At 63.5% G+C, this 17,818-nt stretch carries 15 protein-coding genes and 3 pseudogenes; 9 read left to right on the top strand and 9 right to left on the bottom strand.

The annotated features are described in order from the left end of the window. Positions 1–76 precede the first annotated feature (76 nt). The 3 genes and pseudogenes from mcpA (LMH93_RS29955) to LMH93_RS18125 all read right to left on the bottom strand — a co-directional run. Positions 77–673 (bottom strand): annotated as a pseudogene (gene mcpA / locus LMH93_RS29955) (methyl-accepting chemotaxis protein McpA); the annotation flags it as partial. Positions 674–931: 258 nt separating this feature from the next. Further along, a pseudogene (mcpA, locus tag LMH93_RS29950) lies at positions 932–1,963 on the bottom strand (methyl-accepting chemotaxis protein McpA); the annotation flags it as partial. Positions 1,964–2,105: 142 nt separating this feature from the next. Beyond that, positions 2,106–2,984 (bottom strand): LysR family transcriptional regulator, encoded by an 879-nt coding sequence (locus LMH93_RS18125; protein WP_185280161.1) that lies wholly within the window; start codon positions 2,982–2,984, stop codon positions 2,106–2,108. Positions 2,985–3,085: 101 nt separating this feature from the next. Here LMH93_RS18125 and LMH93_RS18120 point away from each other — a divergent pair, with 101 nt between their 5' ends. After that, positions 3,086–3,514 (top strand): PACE efflux transporter, encoded by a 429-nt coding sequence (locus LMH93_RS18120; RefSeq protein WP_012053081.1) that lies wholly within the window; start codon positions 3,086–3,088, stop codon positions 3,512–3,514. A gap of 39 nt (positions 3,515–3,553) precedes the next feature. Here LMH93_RS18120 and LMH93_RS18115 read toward each other — a convergent pair whose 3' ends face one another. From LMH93_RS18115 to LMH93_RS18095, 5 genes are all read right to left on the bottom strand, one after another. Beyond that, positions 3,554–4,603 (bottom strand): hypothetical protein, encoded by a 1,050-nt coding sequence (locus LMH93_RS18115; RefSeq protein ID WP_047604075.1) that lies wholly within the window; start codon positions 4,601–4,603, stop codon positions 3,554–3,556. A 152-nt stretch (positions 4,604–4,755) separates the two neighbouring features. Continuing rightward, positions 4,756–5,424 (bottom strand): GntR family transcriptional regulator, encoded by a 669-nt coding sequence (locus tag LMH93_RS18110; protein ID WP_003250210.1) that lies wholly within the window; start codon positions 5,422–5,424, stop codon positions 4,756–4,758. Between the two features lie 16 nt (positions 5,425–5,440). Continuing rightward, entirely contained in the window at positions 5,441–6,139 is a 699-nt protein-coding gene (locus LMH93_RS18105; RefSeq protein WP_003250211.1) for a FadR/GntR family transcriptional regulator, read from the bottom strand. 44 nt (positions 6,140–6,183) lie between these two features. After that, positions 6,184–7,494, bottom strand: a complete 1,311-nt coding sequence (locus tag LMH93_RS18100) for a C4-dicarboxylate transporter DctA (RefSeq protein ID WP_012053078.1) — start codon at positions 7,492–7,494, stop codon at positions 6,184–6,186. 227 nt (positions 7,495–7,721) lie between these two features. Next, on the bottom strand, positions 7,722–8,036 hold the full coding sequence (locus LMH93_RS18095) for a helix-turn-helix domain-containing protein (protein WP_003250216.1): 315 nt from the start codon (positions 8,034–8,036) through the stop codon (positions 7,722–7,724). Between the two features lie 266 nt (positions 8,037–8,302). Here LMH93_RS18095 and LMH93_RS29945 point away from each other — a divergent pair. From LMH93_RS29945 to LMH93_RS18085, 3 genes and pseudogenes are all read left to right on the top strand, one after another. After that, positions 8,303–8,632: pseudogene (locus LMH93_RS29945) on the top strand (PAS domain-containing protein); the annotation flags it as partial. Between the two features lie 360 nt (positions 8,633–8,992). Beyond that, the gene (locus tag LMH93_RS29940) at positions 8,993–9,868 is read left to right on the top strand and encodes a methyl-accepting chemotaxis protein (protein ID WP_370588368.1); all 876 of its coding nucleotides are present in this window, start codon (positions 8,993–8,995) and stop codon (positions 9,866–9,868) included. A gap of 13 nt (positions 9,869–9,881) precedes the next feature. Further along, the gene (locus LMH93_RS18085) at positions 9,882–11,570 is read left to right on the top strand and encodes a putative bifunctional diguanylate cyclase/phosphodiesterase (protein WP_100773388.1); all 1,689 of its coding nucleotides are present in this window, start codon (positions 9,882–9,884) and stop codon (positions 11,568–11,570) included. A 106-nt stretch (positions 11,571–11,676) separates the two neighbouring features. On the opposite strand, the gene LMH93_RS18080 is transcribed toward LMH93_RS18085, so the two are convergent. Beyond that, positions 11,677–13,425, bottom strand: a complete 1,749-nt coding sequence (locus LMH93_RS18080; RefSeq protein WP_004576801.1) for a sigma-54-dependent Fis family transcriptional regulator — start codon at positions 13,423–13,425, stop codon at positions 11,677–11,679. Between the two features lie 223 nt (positions 13,426–13,648). Here LMH93_RS18080 and LMH93_RS18075 point away from each other — a divergent pair, with 223 nt between their 5' ends. From LMH93_RS18075 to LMH93_RS18055, 5 genes are read left to right on the top strand one after another with little or no spacing between them, the layout of a single operon-like run. After that, on the top strand, positions 13,649–14,743 hold the full coding sequence (locus tag LMH93_RS18075) for an ABC transporter ATP-binding protein (protein ID WP_003250223.1): 1,095 nt from the start codon (positions 13,649–13,651) through the stop codon (positions 14,741–14,743). Further along, positions 14,743–15,840 (top strand): ABC transporter ATP-binding protein, encoded by a 1,098-nt coding sequence (locus tag LMH93_RS18070; protein WP_003250224.1) that lies wholly within the window; start codon positions 14,743–14,745, stop codon positions 15,838–15,840. The genes LMH93_RS18075 and LMH93_RS18070 overlap by 1 nt, the downstream gene beginning before the upstream one ends. Next, a complete protein-coding gene (locus LMH93_RS18065; RefSeq protein WP_003250226.1) occupies positions 15,837–16,703 on the top strand; it encodes a carbohydrate ABC transporter permease in 867 nt (288 codons plus the stop codon). Before LMH93_RS18070 ends, LMH93_RS18065 begins: the two co-directional genes overlap by 4 nt. A gap of 3 nt (positions 16,704–16,706) precedes the next feature. Further along, complete coding sequence (locus LMH93_RS18060; protein WP_003250228.1) at positions 16,707–17,507, top strand: carbohydrate ABC transporter permease; 801 nt, start codon at positions 16,707–16,709, stop codon at positions 17,505–17,507. 12 nt (positions 17,508–17,519) lie between these two features. Then, positions 17,520–17,792, top strand: coding sequence for a DUF2160 domain-containing protein (locus LMH93_RS18055; RefSeq protein ID WP_003250230.1), 273 nt, complete (start codon positions 17,520–17,522; stop codon positions 17,790–17,792). The last annotated feature ends 26 nt before the right edge of the window (positions 17,793–17,818 follow it).

Genomic DNA, 17,818 nt, shown 5'->3' with positions numbered 1-17,818 from the left:
CGCTTCCACGGCAACCGCGTAACACCTGTGGAAGCGGCCTTGCGTTGCGCAAGGGGGCGAAGCGCCCCCAAGGCCATCAGATCCTGAAGCTGCCCACCAACTGCTTCAAACGCCCGGCCTGCTGGGCCAGCTGGTCGCAATGGCGCAGGGTCTCGTTGAGGTTCTCCACCCCTTGCTGGTTCAGGGCGTTGATCTGGGTGATGTCCAGGTTGAGGCTCTCGACCACGGCAGTCTGTTCTTCGGTCGCTGTCGCCACCGACTGGTTCATGCCATCGATTTCGCCAATGCGCTGGGTCACGCTGGCCAGGCGTTCGCCGGCCTGGTTGGCCACCTGCACGGTCTGTTCGCTGGAAACCTGGCTGGTGTTCATGGTGTGCACCGCTTCGCGCGAGCCCACCTGCAGGCTGGTGATCATGCGGTGGATTTCTTCCGCCGACTCCTGAGTACGGTGCGCCAGGTTGCGCACCTCGTCGGCCACCACGGCAAAGCCACGGCCGGCTTCACCGGCACGGGCCGCTTCGATGGCGGCGTTCAGTGCCAGCAGGTTGGTCTGCTGAGAAATGCCCTTGATCACGTCGAGGATCTTGCCGATTTCGTCGGTGCTGGCGTTGAGCGTTTCGATCTGCGCGCACGACTCGCTGATCCGTTGCGACAGAGCCGTCATGGCGCTGATGGCTTCTTCAACCACTTCACGGCCACCGTGTGCCTGTTCGCTGGCACCGCTGGCATGTTGCGAAGCATCTGCGGCGTTGCGGGCGATTTCCTGGGTGGCAGCGCCCAGTTCGTTGATGGCGGCAGCGACGCTGTTGGTGCGCATGCTTTGTTCTTCAGAACCGCTGATCGACGCATTGGACGCACTGACCACTTTTTCCGAAAGATCATGCACCAGGCGGGTGGCCGAGGACACTTCGCTGATCGAGGCATGGATACGCTCGACAAAGCGGTTGAACGAGGTAGCCAGTTCGCCGAACTCGTCCTTGTTCTGCACGGCCAGGCGGCGGGTAAGGTCACCTTCACCCTCGGCGATGTCGCGCATGGCGCGGCCCATGGTGGTCAGCGGGCTCATCAGCACCGGAATCAGCAGGCCGAGCAGGCCGGCGATGGCGGCCACGGCAATCAGCATGGCAATGATCGCCGAGGTGCGGAACTGGCTGAGCGCGGCATAGGCCTTGTCCCTGTCGATCGACAGCCCGATGTACCACTGCGCCGAAGGCAGGCCGGCCACCGGGGCGAACGAGATGATGCGGTCCTGGCCGTTGAGGGTGACATCCTGCATGCCGGCGGCAACCCGCAGGTTGCTGCCTGGGTAGATGTCCTTGAGGTTCTTCATCACCTGGTCTTTGTTCGGGCTGACGATCACCTGGCCATTGGCGTCGGCCAGGAAGGCGTGACCGATGCCGCCGAAGTCGACCGAGTTGATGATCTCGACGAGGGTGTCGAGGGTAACGTCACCGCCGACCACACCGATCAGTTCGCCATTGCGCTTGCTCTTCACCGGCGTGGCGATGGTCACCATCAGGCCACCGACTGCCCCCTGGTACGGGGCGGTCAGCACGGTCTGCCCGGCGTTGGCGGCGGCGCCATACCAAGGGCGCTGGCGCGGGTCGTAACCGGCGGGCATCTGGGCATCCGGGCGCTGGGTAAATTCGCCGTTGGCCTGGCCCAGGTAGGTGAACAGGAAATTACGCGTGTAGGACGGCTGCTCGATCAGCCCTGCCAAGGTGTCGCCGGCGCCTTGCTGGCCGATGTCCTGGGCCAGGTTCTCCAGCACCAGAATGCGCCCGCTCATCCAGTTCTGCACACTGCTGGCGGTCAGTGCACCGGACTGCTGCACCGAGGCTTCGATATTCTGGCGGATGGTATTGCGTTGCAGGTAGTCGTTGTAGAGCGTGAACAGGGCAAATGCCAGGACCACGACGCCGCAGGCGCTGAGCAGGATCTTGTGGCGAAATTTCAGGTTCATGTTTCGAGACCTTGAGCCAATGAGGGGAGGGCGCAACGCGCTCATGACGCGATGCGGGGCCTGTCGACCGAGATATCGGCTCGAGGGGTAAAAGATTGAAGTGCTTAGAGAAATTTCTTACAGGCGTTTCGACGGACGGCAGTCACGGGTCAGCCAACTGCTCGATCAGCAGGCGTGCGGCTTGCTGCAGCGGCTGTTGTTTGCGCCACAGGATATGCACGGGCAGTTGCAACGCGTTGTGTGTATTGCGGAACTCCAGGCGCACCAGACGCCCGCTGGCCAGCAGCGGCGCGACCCGCGACAACGGCAGATCACCCCAGCCCAAGCCAGCTTCAACCATCTGCAGCGCCAGGTCGAAGCTGTCGGTGGACCAGTGTGTGGCGCCGATCAGCGGGCGAGGGTCAGCCAGTGGCAGATCGCGGCTGCGCACCAGAATCTGACGCACCTGGGTCAGGTCCTCAAGGTAGTGGATACGTCCCTCACGCAAGGCCGGGTGGGCCGGCGACAGGGTGGCTACCAGCGACTCCATGCCGATGTACTGGAAGCCGCGGCGGGCATCGACCTGCAGGCCGGCAAAGGCTACGCAGAGGTCGGCACGACCGCTGTCCAGCAAGTGCAGGGCTTCTTCCTGCGGGGCGCTGAGCAGGGCAATGTCCAGCAAGGGGTGGCGCTCACCGAGGTTGGCGATGGCCGCCAGCAGCGGGCGGTGATCGATGTCGGGTACCACCGCCAGGGTCAGGCTGCTCTCCAGCCCTTGGGACAACTCCAGGGCATGAACCTGCAGCAGCCCAAGTTGTTCGGCAATCAGCCTGGCGTGTGGCTCAAGGGCCAAGGCCTGCGCGGTTGGGCGAACTTCACGCGGACCACGTTCGAACAGGCTATAGCCAAGTTCTGCTTCAAGGTTGCCAATGGCCATGCTCACGGCTGACGGCACGCGCTTGAGGGCGCGCGCAGCGGAAGAAAACGAACCGTTGTCGAGCACGGCCAGAAACAGCTGGATGTTGTCGCTGGAAAAGTTCATGGCAGCCTCCTGTCAGTTGATCTGACAGCTGCTGACTTTTTCTGTCAAGTACGTTGAAGCATGATTGCCCCCGTCGCTTTTTGTCTTTGGAGGTAACCTGGGTGCAGGGATTGAAACGCAAGCTGGTCTACGTGACTTTCTATGAACTGATCGGGCTGTGCATGTCGACCCTCGGGCTGGCCTACCTGTCAGATACGCAGGCGTCGCATACCGGGCCGCTGGCGGTGATGATCACCACCATCGCCATGCTCTGGAACCTGATCTACAACACCCTGTTCGAGTACTGGGAGAGCCGCCAGGCCAAGCGGGGACGCAGCGTGGCGCGGCGGGTGGTGCATGCCATCGGCTTCCAGTTGACCCTGGTGGTTTACTTGATTCCGCTGATTGCCTGGTGGCTGGACATGACATTGCTGGAGGCGCTGCTGGTGGATTTGGCGTTCATCATCCTGGTGCCGTGCTACACCTTTGCCTACAACTGGGCGTTTGATCGTGTGTTTGGCTTGCCAAGCGCTGCCCTGGCCACAGCTTGATACAGCCTTGCACTGCGAAGGAGCCGGCACAGGCCGCCTCTAAGGTGGCAGGCGAATGATCAAAGGCGCTTGCTGTTGCTCGACCTGCTGCTCCACCGGCCGCGGCGCACTGGCCAGCAAGCTGTCCTCAACCTGCCCCGACAGGTAATAGACCCCCGCCATGGCCCCGCTCTGGCGGTTCTCCATCAACTCCTGCCATTCCTGGTTCAACGCCACGTTCAGGATCACCCGCAGTTGTTCGACCATCTGCGGGTGATCACGGTCATGGGTCATCATCCCGTAACCGGCTGCAGCAATCGAAATCATCGCCCCTGCCACCTTGCCCACTGCCGATGCCACGGCACTGGCGATACCGCGTGGGGCCAGGGTGGCGCCAAGCTTTTCGCTGGCCTGGGTGGCCACCGAGTTGAGCCCGACATCGGTCCTGCCGGGGCCTTTGCTGGCCTGCTGATGCAAGTGCTGGCGCATGGCTTGCCAGGCCGGCTGCTGGTCCAGTGACTTGGCCCGCAGCAGCTGATACAGGCTGGCATTGCGCGCATCCGGTGGCCCCAGGGCGATGGCGGGGATACGGTTGAGGCGCTGGCTGAACTGCTCGGGCGGCGCGTTGTAACGGCTGATGATGGCCGGCAGTTGCTGGCCGAGCAGTTGCAGGTACAGTTCGCAGGCGCGGTCGCGGATGCCCTCGGGGTTGATCTGCTCGGCTACCGGCTCAATCACCCGCGCGTGATACTGCTCCTGCAGGTACAGGGCCAGGCGTTTTTCTGCCGGTTCCCGCCCCTCGCCACTGTCGAGCTTGTACCAGGCCACCTTGAGGGTCAGCCACTGCTGGGTCCAGTAACCCGTGAACCAGGGGATGAAGTCGCTTTCGGTGCGTTGCTGCACTTGCTCCTTCCACACCCGCATGGAGCGCCGGGCATAGTCGTTGGCCGAGCCGGCGGCACCGACCGAGGCATCGATCAGTTCCTGGTCGATGCGTTGCCAGGCCGCGGGGGTGAGTATTGTGGGCGGCGGCGGGGCAGGGGGGCGCTTGCTCGCACAACCGCCGAGGGCCAGCAGAAGGCAGAGCAACAGGAGGACTCGAGAACTCACGCGACCGCCTCCCTGGTAGAGGCTGGGGTGGTTCTCGAAGTATAGGGTGGGGTTATTGGGGCTGCTGTGCAGCCCATCGCCCGCATCCGCTCTGATGCAGATGGTTGCGTGAGCGCGGCCTGCGTGGGAGCGATCGCGTCCGTTTGGTCGGGTTATTCCAGGTCGAGCTTTTCTTCCAGACGGTCAAGGTGCCTGTGCATCAACCCCAGCGCCGCTTCGGCATCACCTTGCTCCACGGCATCGATGATTGCCGCATGCTCTTCCCACGCGCAGTGATCGCAGCACGGCGTTTCGTAGCGAGCGATGATCAGCGAGGTCATCGGCACCAGCCCATTGAGAAATCGCGCCAGTGGTGCATTGGCCGCCACCTGCGCCAGTTTCAGGTGGAACTCGCCGCCCAGGCGGATCGCTGCGCAGCGTTCGCCACGCTCATGGTGCTGGCGCTCGCGCTCCACCAGTTGCCGTAGCTGGCGTACCTGCGCCGGCCGGGCGCGTTGCGCGGCCAGGGTGATCAGCGTGGTTTCCGCCAGGCGACGGGCACTGAGCACCTGACGTGCCTGGTCTGGGTCGGGTGCAGCCAGATGTGCGGTGTGGCTGGGGCGCTGTACCACTACCTGCTGGTCGGACAGGCGCCCCAGCACGCGGCGGATCACCGTGCGGCTGACACCAAAGGCATGGCCCAGCGCCTGTTCGGGCAACAGACTGCCCGGCGGCAGGCGCTGTTCGAGAATGGCGTCGAACAGCCGCGGATAAATCTGCTCGGCCGACAGGCGGGTTTCGCCGGCCGCGAGCAGGGCAGGCAAGTGGGGGGCGGCGTTCATGGGCACTCTCCTGAGGTCATGGATGTGGATGTTCGTCCGGGATATTCAGCGCGATGCCCATGCGCAGCCCTTCGGCCACGATGTGCTGACGCATCTGGGCACTGGCCTGGGCGCTGCTGCGTTCGCGAATGGCGCGCACCACCGCTTCGTTTTCCTTCAGCCGCGCGGCCAGGTGCTCTGGCGAGTTGCGCAGCATGTCGGCGCTTTGCTTCAGGGCATTGCCGGTCTGCTGCACCACGCTCTGGAAAATCGGGTTGGTGGTCAGGGCGAACAGCGCCTCATGGAAGGCAATGTAGGCTTTGACCCCGGCCTCGCTGTCATCGGCCTCCAGCGCTTCGCGCATGTCCATCAGGGTCAGGCGCAACTGGCCGATGTCCTGGCTGTTGGCCGACTGCGCCACCAGGCCGACGATGAACGGTTCGAGTGTGTAGCGCAGTTCCAGCACGTCGGCCAGGCTGGCCGCTGCGCTGGTTTCCACGCCCGACGCCTGGGCATCGGCATCCAGCACCAATACGCCCTTGCCGGGTAACGAGCGCACCAGGCCCAGTGTTTCCAGCACGGTTACCGCTTCGCGCAGGCTGGGGCGGCTGATGCCCAGTTGTTCGGCCAGTTCGCGCTGGCCTGGCAGCATGTCGCCAGTGCGCCATTGGCCGCGGGCCAGGGCCTGGCGGAGTTTTTCCACCACTGAGTTGACGACGGTTGATGAGCTGATCACGTTTCGCTCCTGGAAGGGCCGGCATCAATGCCGGCCACGTTCGCTCAGAATTCCTGTTGATGGGCGTTGGGTTGCTTGCGTGGCGTGGGGGCAAAGCCAGGCTTGCCGTCGAGCACGTTCTGCGCACGCTCCAGGTCAATGTCCTTCTCCCAACGGGCAATGGCCACGGTGGCCACGCAGTTGCCGATCAGGTTGGTCAACGCCCGGCCGATACCCATGAACCAGTCCACCGCCAGCACCAGTACCAGGCCTACCACAGGGATCGCCGGTACCGCAGTCAGGGTGGCGGCAAGAATCACCAGTGCCGAGCCTGGGATGCCGTGAGCCCCCTTGGAAGTCACCAACGACACCAGCAGGATGGTCAGCAGGTCGGTCATTTCCAGTGGCGTGCCGGTGGCGTTGGCGATGAACACGATCGCCAGGGTGAGGTAGATGGAAAAACCATCGAGGTTGAACGAGTAGCCGGTAGGGATCACCAGGCCGACCGTCGAACTGCCGATGCCCAGGTGCTCAAGCTTGCGCATGATCTGTGGCAGCACGGCGTCGGAAGAGGCGGTGCCCAGGACGATGGTCAGCTCTTCACGCAGGTACTTGATCAACGGCAGCAGTTTCAGGCCCGACAGGCGCATGACGGTGCCCAGCACGATCAGCACGAAGCCGGCACAGGTCAGGTAGAACAGCGCCACCAGCCCGCCCAGGTGCTGCAGCGACGCCAGGCCGTACTTGCTGGTGGTGAAGGCAATGGCGCCGAACACGCCGATCGGCGCCAGGCGCACGATCATGCCCATGATGCGGAAGATCACATGGCTCAGTTCGTTGATCAGTCGCGAAATGCCGGCGGCCGAGTCACCCACCAGGTTCAGCGCGCTGCCGAACAGCACCGAGAACAGCAGCACCTGAAGAATGTTGTTGTCGGCGAAGGCACCGATCACCGAGGTGGGGATCAGGTCCATGAAGAACGCCGTGGCGCCATGGATGTGCTGGCCGCGCTCGGCCAAGCCGTTGGCATCGGCGGCGGACAGTTGATCCAGGTGAATATTGGCACCGCTGCCAATGCCACTGGTGAAGGCGAACACCAGGCCGATCACCAGCGCCAGGGTCGTCAGCACTTCGAAGTAGATCACCGACTTCAGGCCGATGCGGCCGACCTTTTTCAGGTCGCCCGCACCCGAAATGCCGCTGACCACCACGCAGAACACGATCAGGCCGATGAGCATCTTGATCAGCTTGATGAAGCCGTCGCCGAGGGGTTTGAGTTGCAGGGAGAGGTCGGGGAAGCTCAGACCGCAGGCGATGCCGAGGGCAAGGCCGAGTACGACTTGCAGGAAAATCGAACGCGAGCACCATTTGAGCATGGGAGGAGTCTCTGATCGGTGTCCTTGCTTCGGTAGCCGCACGGGGCGAAAGAGCGCAGGACTTAATTATTGTGGTCTTACCGGTTTGTTCAGCGCGAGGCCATAAAAGCGCGAAAAATACCTGATTGCAAGGTTTTTTGGCCTTACCGGTCTGACCAGTTGTGGGGCAATCCAGCCTGCCATGCTCTAGTTCGGTGCGTGCCGTAAAAGGGGGCGCTTGAAATAGCTCAGGGCTTGGCCAGTGCCTGATCCACCGCTGCAATCAGCTTGCCAAGATCTTTGGGTGGGGCGTTGTGGATGACACCGAACAGGTAGGCGCGCTGCTCCTCTTCGTCGTCCGGTTCAGCGAAGAAGTCCTTGGGCTTGACGCCCAGCACCTGGGCAAACGCCATGATTGCATCGATGCTGGGGGTGTAGGTGCTGGTTTCGAAACGGCTGATGGTCTTGGGGTCGAAGCCGGTTCGTTCAGCCAGTTGTGCCTGGGTCAGGCCCGCCAGCTTGCGGTAGCGGCGCAGGGCGATACCCAAAGCTGATCTCGTCATCGCTTAATTCCCATTTAGAATCAAGAACTTAACGATATCTATCAATGTGGCGCAACGCCATGATCGATCACCTTTGTTTTATTTATGTGATGAATTTCGTAGAATTCTTGGCTTGACCGGTCAGTCATCGTCACCTTCCTTGTACCGTTCGGCCTCGTGCCGTAACGGCAGGAAGCGCTTTTGCCCATTGGAACGGATCCTCATGAATCGGTTCCGATGGCCGTCGATGTACTGGGTACCGGCTTGTCATCGAATGGAGTCTCATCGTGCGCCTCAACCTGCCGGTAACCCCGGTCGAGCAACGTTTCCCCCCCGATCAGCGGCTGATTTCTGCTACCGATACCGCCAGCCTGATCACCTACTGCAACCCTGAGTTTGCCGCCATCAGTGGCTACAGCGAGGCCGAACTGATCGGCAGCCCGCACAACCTGGTGCGCCACCCGGACATGCCGCCGGCGGTGTACGAGTTGATGTGGCGCTACCTGAAAGCCGGCAAGAGCTGGATGGGTATCGTCAAGAACCGCTGCCGTAACGGCGACTACTACTGGGTCAATGCCTACGTCACGCCCATCCTCGAAGGTGGGCGGGTAGTGGGTTACGAGTCGGTGCGCGTATGCCCCACGCGCGAGCAAGTAGCCCGTGCCGAAGCCCTCTATGCGCGGCTGCGCAACGGTCAGGCGGCATTGTCGGCGCCGCGCCGTCTGAGCTTGCTGACGCAGGCCCTGGCCTTGCCACTGGCCGGTGGGCTGCTGGCGGTGGGTGCCAGTCAGTTGTGGCCTGGCCTGGTGGGGCAGGGGCTGACCGTGGGGCTGTTCGTGGCCTGCGGTCTATGGGCGCGCAATGCCCTCGGGCGGCAGCTGCAGCAGATTGTGCAGGGTGCCGAAGGTGCCTTCGCCGACCCGGTTGCAGCCTTGACCTACAGCGACCTGTCGGGTGCTGCCGGGCAGTTGCAACTGATGCTGATCAGCGAAGAGGCACGCCTGAAAACCGCATTGACGCGGCTAAGCGATCTGGCGGGGCAAATGGCCGTGGCCGCTCGCGATGCCGGGCAGTTGTCGCGCAGCACCGAGGCGGCATTGCTGGAGCAGCGTGCCGAAACCGACCTGAGCGCCACTGCAATGAACCAGATGGCCGCCTCCATTGGCGAAGTCGCCAACCACGTGCAGTTGACCGCCGCCGAGGCACACACGGCGCACCTGCTGGCCGAGCAAGGTAGCCAGGTGGCCGATGCCAGCGGCACGGCCATTCGTAACCTGGCCAGCACTGTGACGCAGATCAACCAGGCGGTCAGCCACCTGGCGGGTCAGACCGGCGCCATCGCCGAGGCAGCCGGGATGATCCGCGGCATTGCCGAGCAAACCAACCTGCTGGCCCTCAACGCCGCCATCGAGGCTGCCCGTGCGGGCGAGCAGGGCCGGGGCTTTGCCGTGGTCGCCGACGAGGTCCGGGCATTGGCCGACAAGACCCGCCAGTCCACCCTGCACATCCAGGCCATCATCGATGCCCTGCGCAGTGGCGCCGAGGAAGCCGTGGCGATCGCCAGCCGAGGCATCGACGGTGCCGAGCAAGGCGTTGCCCAGGTGCAGGAAGCCCGACAGGCGCTGCATGGCATTCGTGACGCGGTACAGCGCATCAGCGACATGAGCCAGCAGATGGCCACCGCCTCGCAGCAGCAGTCGGCGGTGGCAGAAGATGTTTCGCGGCAGATCAACGGCGTAGCCGGTATTGCCCAGCACAGCGCCCACAGCGCCAACGCCGCCGCCTCGCGCGGTACCGAACTGGAACATGTGTGCGCCGGATTGCGCGCCCTGGTGGAGCGCTTCAACCGCTAAGGCAGGATGCTTTATGGATGATAACTATCGCGCGGCCGTGGACGCGGCCGCAATCTTTTCGGAAACCGACCTGCGTGGGAACATCACCTACGTCAATCAGCAGTTCTGCAGCATCTCGGGCTACAGCCGTGAAGAACTGTTGGGGGCCAACCACCGCATCCTCAATTCCGGGCTGCATGAACCGTCGTTCTTTGTCGGCATGTGGCGGGCTTTGGTCGCCGGGCGGGTGTGGAAGGGCGAAATCTGCAACCGGTCCAAGGACGGTTCGTTGTACTGGGTCGACAGCACCATGGTGCCACTGGTCGATCCGCTGACAGGCCAGGTGCGCAAGTATGTGTCGATCCGCTTTGACGTCACGGAGAAGCGCCAGCTGCTGCATACCTTGCAGTGGCGGGTGGGCCACGATGTGCTCACCGGCCTGCCTAACCGCGCCTACCTGTCCGACCTGCTGAACCAGGCCCTGGCCTACTCGCGCCGCGAAGGCATCTCGCTGGCGGTGTGCATGCTCGACCTGGATGGTTTCAAGGCGGTCAACGACGGCTACGGGCATGCCGTGGGTGACCTGCTGCTGGTGGAAGTGGCGCAGCGCCTGAAGAGTATCCTGCGTGGTGGGGATGCCGTGGCCCGGCTGTCGGGCGACGAATTCGTGCTGATCCTGCGCGATGTCGATGATGAGCACCAGCTGCATGCAGCCCTGCAGCGGGTATTGCGTGCCTTGGCAGCGCCCTGTGTGGTGCGTGAGCATACACTGTCGCTCAGCGCCAGTATCGGCGTGACCCTGTACCCGCAGGATGACGAAGATGCCGACACGCTGGTGCGCCACGCCGACCAGGCCATGTATGTGGCCAAGCAGCGCGGGCGCAACCGTTACCATCTGTTCGACGTGTCGCAGGAACAGGAGCTCAAGGCCACCCACCAGACCGTGGCGCGCGTGCGCCGGGCGCTGCGCAACGGTGAGCTGTGTCTTTACTACCAGCCCAAGGTCAACCTGCGCAGTGGCAAGGTACTGGGCTTCGAGGGCTTATTGCGCTGGCAGCGGCCAGGCCGTGGTGTGGTGCCGCCTGGCGATTTCCTGCCATGGGTAGAGCAGACCGACCTGATCGTCGAAATCGGCGAGTGGGTGATCGGGCAGGCGTTGAGCCAGTTGCAGGCCTGGCAGCGCCAAGGGCAGCCCTGGTCGCTGAGCGTGAATATTGCCGCGCGGCATTTGCAGCGCAATGACTTTGCCGAGCGCCTGCAGCAGTTGCTGGCAGCGTACCCGGCGGTGGACCCGGCGCTGCTGGACCTGGAAATCGTCGAGTCGGTGGCCATCGACAACCTGCAGCATGTCAGCCGCTGCCTGGATGCCTGCCGTGCGCTGGGTGTGCGTTTCTCGCTGGACGATTTCGGCACCGGTTATTCGTCCTTGAGTTACCTGAAACGCTTGCCGACCCAGACGATCAAGATCGACCAGTCGTTCGTGCGTGACATCCTTCATGACCAGGACGACCTGGCGCTGACGGAGGCGGTGATCGGCCTGGCGCGGGCGTTTGGCCGCGAGGTGATTGCCGAGGGGCTGGAGAGTGTCGAGCACGGTCGGGTACTGATGGGCCTGGGCTGCGAGCTGGCGCAGGGTTACTGCATCGCCCGGCCGATGCCCGCCAGTGACGTGCAAGCCTGGGCACAGGCCTACCGGCAGCCAGTGCAGTGGCGTGACCCTTGAAGGCCATCAGCGGGCCTTGGTCTTGAGCTGCACGGGGGCGCCACCTGCTGTCGATCAGGGGTGGCTTCGAAAACCTGCTGTGCGGCGCGCTTCAGGGCCAATCGATTCATCGCTCACGCAACCGCTTGTACAGTGTGGTGCGGCTGATACCCAGTCGGCGGGCCACCGCCGACAGGTTGCCATTGGCTTGCTCGACCAGGCTCTGCAGGTCCGTCTCTTCAGTCGCTATCGGCACCGGTGTTTTCGACTCGGCCAGAAAACCCGCTGGAAGGTGCTCGACGCCGACCGGCCCGTTGGCCGCCAGGGCCAACGCGACCTGTAGCACACTCACCAGTTCGCGCAGGTTGCCCGGCCAGGGGTGTTGATCGAACAGGTCGATTATGGCCGGGGGCAGCCGCGCAGGTTGCCCGGGCTCGCGGTAGCGGGCATGCACCTGCTCAATCAGCTGGCGCCGGTCAGCGCGTTCGCGCAGGGGAGGCAGCACCAGTGTCAGGCCGGCGATGCGGTAGTACAGGTCCTGGCGAAAGCGCCCGGCGCGCACTTCTTCGGCCAGGTTGCGATTGCTCGCCGACACCACGCGGATATCCACCGGCACCGGTTCGCCACTGCCCAGCGGCTGGATGCTGCGCGACTGCAGTACGCGCAGCAGGCGGGCCTGGGTGGGCAGTGGCATGTCGCCAATCTCATCCAGAAACAGGATGCCGTGGTCGGCCTTGCGGATCAGCCCTGGGTTGCCCTTGTGGTGGGCGCCGGTGAACGCGCCTTTGTCATAGCCGAACAGTTCCGACTCCACCAGTTCGGCCGGGATCGCCGCACAGTTTACGGCGACCAGCGGCTGCCTGGCGCGGCTGCTGGCCCGGTGCAGGGTGTCGACGAACACTTCTTTGCCTACGCCTGTTTCGCCCTCCACCAACACCGGGATGTCCTTCTCCAATAGCAGGCCGGCTTGTTTCAAGGCTTTTTCCAGGCGCGGCTCGGCGTTGCCGGCTTCGGGGCGTCGAATGGTTTCGCGTGGGGGGTGCCACTGGCAGTGAAAGCGGTTGCGCCCGGTGGCCTGCAGAGCGAAGGGCTGTTGTCGGGGATGGCTGAGCAGCTGTTGCAGGGGTAACTGGAACAGTTGCTCGATGTTTTGCTGCAGCGGGTTTACGCCGAGCAGGCTATCGGCCCGGTGATTGGCAGCCAACACCTGTCCGCGCTCATCGAACACCAGCAGGCCGGCCCAAGGGCTGTCGAGGTTGTCGGAGGCGCTGTTGAAGATCAGTTGTGCATGCTGGTCAGCATGTTCGGCGAGGATCAGGCGGTTTTCCAGGCTCTGGCCCATCATGCGCACCAGCCCAAGCGTCTGGCTGGCCGGCAGGTAGCCGTCGCTGGCTACGTCGAGCACTCCGACCAGCTGCCGTGCGGCGTCGAACAGGGGGGCGGCGGCGCTGGACATGTAGCGGTTCTGGCGCAGGAAGTGTTCGTCCTGGCCGACGTGAATCGCTTCGGCGCAAATCAGTGTGGTGCCCAGGGCATTGGTGCCGACGCCACGTTCGTGCCAATGGGCGCCGGCGCTGAAACCATGGTGCTGGCGCGGTTCGATGAAACGCCGCGAGCCCCAGCTGTCGAGCAGGCAGCCGCTGGCATCGGCCAGCATCACCAGGTAGCTGGCGTTACCCAAGAGGTGCGCATAGTGCGGTAGCACTTCCTCGCGGGTCAGGCGTAGCAGGTTTTGGCGCCGCTCCAGCAGGGCGCTGAGCTCGGCGCGGGACAGGCAGTCAAAGTCCGGCGCATGCTGCGGCTGCAGGCCGTGGTCGCGGCAGCGGTCCCAGGAAGCCTGGATCAGGCGGGTGTGGGTCGAAGCGGATGCGGCCATGGGCCTGTCCTGTGTGATTGTTGTCATGGGTCGACCGCCGTTCAGTGTTGTCCACGGCTGTTCATTGTCAAACTGGCCAGTGTCCAGTTGTGCAGTGATTGTGTTCACCTGCGCGCCCGCGATTTGCCAGCGCTGCCACCCAGGCCCCGAACCAGAGCACCGGGCAAGGACTGGCACGGAACTGGCTGTAGCCGGCAGACAACAATCACAAAAAGGCCACGCCATGTCCCTGGTGCTGGAGCAGGTCAGCCGTAGCGTCGACAACCAGCCGTGGATCGTCGAGGCGTCACTGCGTTTCGAGCCCGGTTCGTTCAATGTGCTGCTGGGTCGCACCCTGGCCGGCAAGACCAGCCTGATGCGCCTGATGGCCGGGCTGGACCGTCCGGACCGGGGGCGGGTGCTGATGGATGGCCAGGACGTCACCGGTGTGCCGGTGCGTCAGCGCAATGTGTCGATGGTGTATCAGCAATTCATCAATTACCCGACCTTGAGCGTGTACGAAAACATCGCCTCGCCGCTGCGCCAGGCGCGCATGGCCGAGGACCAGATCCGACGGCGGGTGCAGGAAACTGCCGAGATGCTGCGCATCGAAACCTACCTGCAACGCCTGCCACTGGAGCTCTCCGGTGGCCAGCAGCAACGCACGGCGATGGCCAGGGCACTGGTCAAGGATGCCTCGTTGATCCTCTTCGACGAGCCATTGGTCAACCTCGACTACAAGTTGCGCGAAGGCCTGCGCCAGGAGCTGCGCGAGCTGTTCGCGGCGCGCCATTGCATTGCTGTGTACGCCACCACCGAGCCCAACGAGGCGCTGGCACTGGGCGGCACCACCACGCTTGTGCACGAAGGCCGTATCGTGCAGAGCGGGCCCACCGCCGAGGTCTATCAGCGCCCCAGCAGCGTGCTGGCTGCCGAGCTGTTTTCCGAGCCGCCGATCAACCTGGTGTCTGGCCGTATCACGGGTAACGAGGTGAGCCTGGCCCAGACCGTGCACTTTGCCCGCAATGCCGACCTGGAGCCGCTGGCCGAAGGTGACTACCGCTTCGGCGTGCGCCCCAGCCATATCGCGCTGGTGCCGGCCCATGACGATGACCTGGAGCTGGCGGTGCTGGTGGAGTTGGCCGAGATCAGTGGGTCAGAAACATTTCTGCATGTGCGCAACGAATACTGGCGCATGGTGCTGCACCTTCCCGGGGTGCACGAATACCAGGTGGACACGCCGATACGCGTGTTCATCCCCACGCACAAGCTGTTCGTTTTCGACAGCGCCGGGGTGTTGGTGCAGGCCCCGGGGCTGCGCCAGGCGAGGAGAGGGTGATGGCCGAAATCCGCCTGCGCCAGCTGGCGCACAGTTACAGCCGCCAGCCCGCCAGCGAGGCAGACTATGCCCTGCACGCACTCGAACATGTGTGGGAACAGGGCGGTGCCTATGCGTTGCTCGGGCCGTCGGGCTGCGGCAAGTCGACCTTGCTCAATATCATTTCCGGGCTGCTGACGCCGTCTCATGGCGAGGTGCTGTTCGACGGCAAGCCGGTCAACCAGCTGTCCCCGCAGGCGCGAAATATCGCCCAGGTGTTCCAGTTCCCGGTGGTGTACGACACCATGACGGTGTTCGACAACCTGGCCTTCCCCTTGCGCAACCAGGGGCTCGATGAAGCCCGGGTGCGTGCCCGGGTGGAAGAAATTGCCGAAGTGCTCGAGCTGACTGCCGTGTTGCGCAAGAAAGCACGCAACCTCACCGCCGATGAAAAGCAGAAAGTCTCCATGGGGCGTGGCCTGGTGCGCGATGACGTGTCGGCGATCCTGTTCGACGAGCCGCTGACGGTGATCGACCCGCATCTGAAGTGGAAGCTGCGGCGCAAGCTGAAGCAGATCCATGAGCAGTTCAACATCACCATGATCTACGTCACCCACGACCAGTTGGAGGCCTCCACCTTCGCCGACAAGATCGCGGTGATGCACGGCGGACGCATCGTCCAGTTCGGCACGCCGCGCGAGCTGTTCGAGCGACCGCGGCATACGTTCGTCGGTTATTTCATCGGTAGCCCGGGCATGAACTTGATTGACGTGCGTGCCGAGGCGGGCGCGGTGGTGTTCGGCGATGTCCAGTTGGTACTGCCCGATGGCTTGTGCGAGCGCCTGGCTGCATTGGCGGGCGGGCGGCTGCAGCTGGGCATTCGCCCGGAGTTCGTGCAGCTGTGGGACAGCCCGTTCGAGGGTGCCTACCCGGCACGGGTGCTGGACGTCGAAGACCTGGGTACCTATCGCATCGTCACCCTCGAACTGGGCGGTGTCGCGCTCAAGGCGAGGCTGGGCGAGGACCGCCCGTTGCCTGTGGACAAGGCCTGGGTCAGCCTGCCGGCGCAGTGGCTGATGCTGTATGTCGACGATGTGCTGCTGGAGGCCGGGCCATGAACAACAAGGTGCCGAACAACAAGGCCTGGTGGCTGGTGCTGCCGGTGTTCCTGCTGGTCGCGTTCAGCGCGGTGGTGCCGATGATGACGGTGGTCAACTACTCGGTGCAGGACATCTTCGACCAGTCCAGCCGCTACTTCGTCGGTGCCGACTGGTACCGCCAGGTACTGCGCGACCCGGCGCTGCACGATGCATTGCTGCGCCAGTTCATTTACTCGGCCTGCGTCCTGCTGATCGAAATTCCGTTGGGTATAGGCATCGCCCTGGCCATGCCAACCAAAGGCCGTATGGCCTCGGTGTGCCTGATCGTCATGGCTATCCCGTTGCTGATCCCGTGGAACGTGGTCGGCACTATCTGGCAGATTTTCGGCCGTGCCGACATCGGCCTGCTCGGCGCTTCCCTGGCCAAGCTCGGGGTCAGCTACAACTACGCCGGTGACCCGTTCGACGCCTGGCTCACCGTGCTGGTGATGGATGTGTGGCACTGGACTTCGTTGGTGGCTTTGCTGTGCTATTCGGGGCTGCGTGCGATCCCCGACGTGTACTACCAGGCCGCGCGCATCGATCGGGCCTCGGGCTGGGCGGTGTTTCGCCATATCCAGCTGCCCAAGCTCAAGAACGTGCTGGTGATCGCGTTGATGCTGCGCTTCATGGACAGTTTCATGATCTACACCGAGCCGTTCGTGCTGACCGGCGGCGGGCCAGGCAATGCGACCACGTTCCTCAGCCAGACCCTCACGCGTATGGCCGTAGGGCAGTTCGACCTGGGGCCGGCGGCAGCGTTTTCACTGGTGTACTTCCTGATCATCCTGCTGGTGTCGTGGCTGTTCTACACAGCCATGACCCATGCCGACAAGGACTAGGCCATGAGCACACGCAAATCAATGGCCCTGCTGCTGTACTTCTTCTTCCTGCTGGTGCCGATCTACTGGTTGCTGAACATGTCGTTCAAGAGCAACGCCGAGATCCTTGGCGGCCTGACCCTGTGGCCGCAGGCGTTCACGCTCGACAACTACCGAGTGATCTTCACCGACGCCAGCTGGTACAGCGGCTACATCAACTCGCTGTACTACGTGTGCCTGAACACGCTGATTTCACTGCTCGTGGCGTTGCCCGCGGCCTATGCGTTCTCGCGCTACCGCTTTCTCGGCGACCGCCACCTGTTCTTCTGGCTGCTGACCAACCGCATGGCGCCACCGGCGGTGTTCCTGCTGCCGTTCTTCCAGTTGTACTCGTCGATCGGGCTGTTCGATACCCACATTGCCGTGGCGCTGGCCCATTGCCTGTTCAACGTACCGCTGGCGGTGTGGATCCTGGAGGGTTTCATGTCGGGCGTGCCAAGGGAAATCGACGAAACCGCCTACATTGACGGCTACAGTTTTCCGCGCTTCTTCGTGAAGATCTTCATACCGCTGATTGGCTCCGGCATCGGCGTCACGGCGTTTTTCTGTTTCATGTTCTCCTGGGTCGAACTGCTGCTGGCGCGCACCCTGACCTCGGTGAATGCCAAGCCGATTGCCGCGGTGATGACCCGCACAGTGTCGGCATCGGGCATCGACTGGGGTGTGCTGGCGGCGGCGGGGGTGCTGACCATCTTGCCGGGCATGCTGGTGATCTGGTTCGTGCGCAATCATGTGGCCAAGGGCTTCGCCCTGGGCCGGGTATGAGGAGGGCAACGCATGGAGTGGATGGCCTGGACCCTGCCGACAGCGCTGTTCTTCGCCGCTGTGGGCCTGTTGCTGCTGGGCATGACCCTGCTTGAACTGCGTCGCCCCTGCGTAGAACGACGGGGCTTTTTGCCGCTGGTCACCAGCCGTGGTGACCGTTTGTTCATCGGCCTGCTGGCCAGCGCCTACCTGCACCTGCTGGTGGTCGGTGTCAGCGACTGGCCATTGTGGGTGGCCTCGCTGCTGTCGCTGGCGTGGCTGGCGGTGGTGTTGCGCTGGGGCTGAGCGAGCGGCCCTGTGGGATAACTGAA

The organism is Pseudomonas sp. CIP-10 (assembly GCF_020911845.1).
Classification (GTDB): Bacteria; Pseudomonadota; Gammaproteobacteria; order Pseudomonadales; family Pseudomonadaceae; genus Aquipseudomonas; species Aquipseudomonas alloputida.
This window is presented reverse-complemented; position numbering and strand designations above follow the sequence as displayed.

Bases quoted from the DNA above. Each gene is read 5' to 3' on its own strand.
- LMH93_RS18085 (WP_100773388.1), top strand. From the start codon at position 9,882: ATGGATGATAACTATCGCGCGGCCGTGGACGCGGCCGCAATCTTTTCG.
- LMH93_RS29940 (WP_370588368.1), top strand. From the start codon at position 8,993: ATGCTGATCAGCGAAGAGGCACGCCTGAAAACCGCATTGACGCGGCTA.
- LMH93_RS18055 (WP_003250230.1), top strand. From the start codon at position 17,520: ATGGAGTGGATGGCCTGGACCCTGCCGACAGCGCTGTTCTTCGCCGCT.
- LMH93_RS18065 (WP_003250226.1), top strand. From the start codon at position 15,837: ATGAACAACAAGGTGCCGAACAACAAGGCCTGGTGGCTGGTGCTGCCG.
- LMH93_RS18060 (WP_003250228.1), top strand. From the start codon at position 16,707: ATGAGCACACGCAAATCAATGGCCCTGCTGCTGTACTTCTTCTTCCTG.
- LMH93_RS18095 (WP_003250216.1), bottom strand. From the start codon at position 8,036: ATGACGAGATCAGCTTTGGGTATCGCCCTGCGCCGCTACCGCAAGCTG.
- LMH93_RS18075 (WP_003250223.1), top strand. From the start codon at position 13,649: ATGTCCCTGGTGCTGGAGCAGGTCAGCCGTAGCGTCGACAACCAGCCG.
- LMH93_RS18125 (WP_185280161.1), bottom strand. From the start codon at position 2,984: ATGAACTTTTCCAGCGACAACATCCAGCTGTTTCTGGCCGTGCTCGAC.
- LMH93_RS18100 (WP_012053078.1), bottom strand. From the start codon at position 7,494: ATGCTCAAATGGTGCTCGCGTTCGATTTTCCTGCAAGTCGTACTCGGC.
- LMH93_RS18110 (WP_003250210.1), bottom strand. From the start codon at position 5,424: ATGAACGCCGCCCCCCACTTGCCTGCCCTGCTCGCGGCCGGCGAAACC.
- LMH93_RS18080 (WP_004576801.1), bottom strand. From the start codon at position 13,425: ATGGCCGCATCCGCTTCGACCCACACCCGCCTGATCCAGGCTTCCTGG.
- LMH93_RS18070 (WP_003250224.1), top strand. From the start codon at position 14,743: ATGGCCGAAATCCGCCTGCGCCAGCTGGCGCACAGTTACAGCCGCCAG.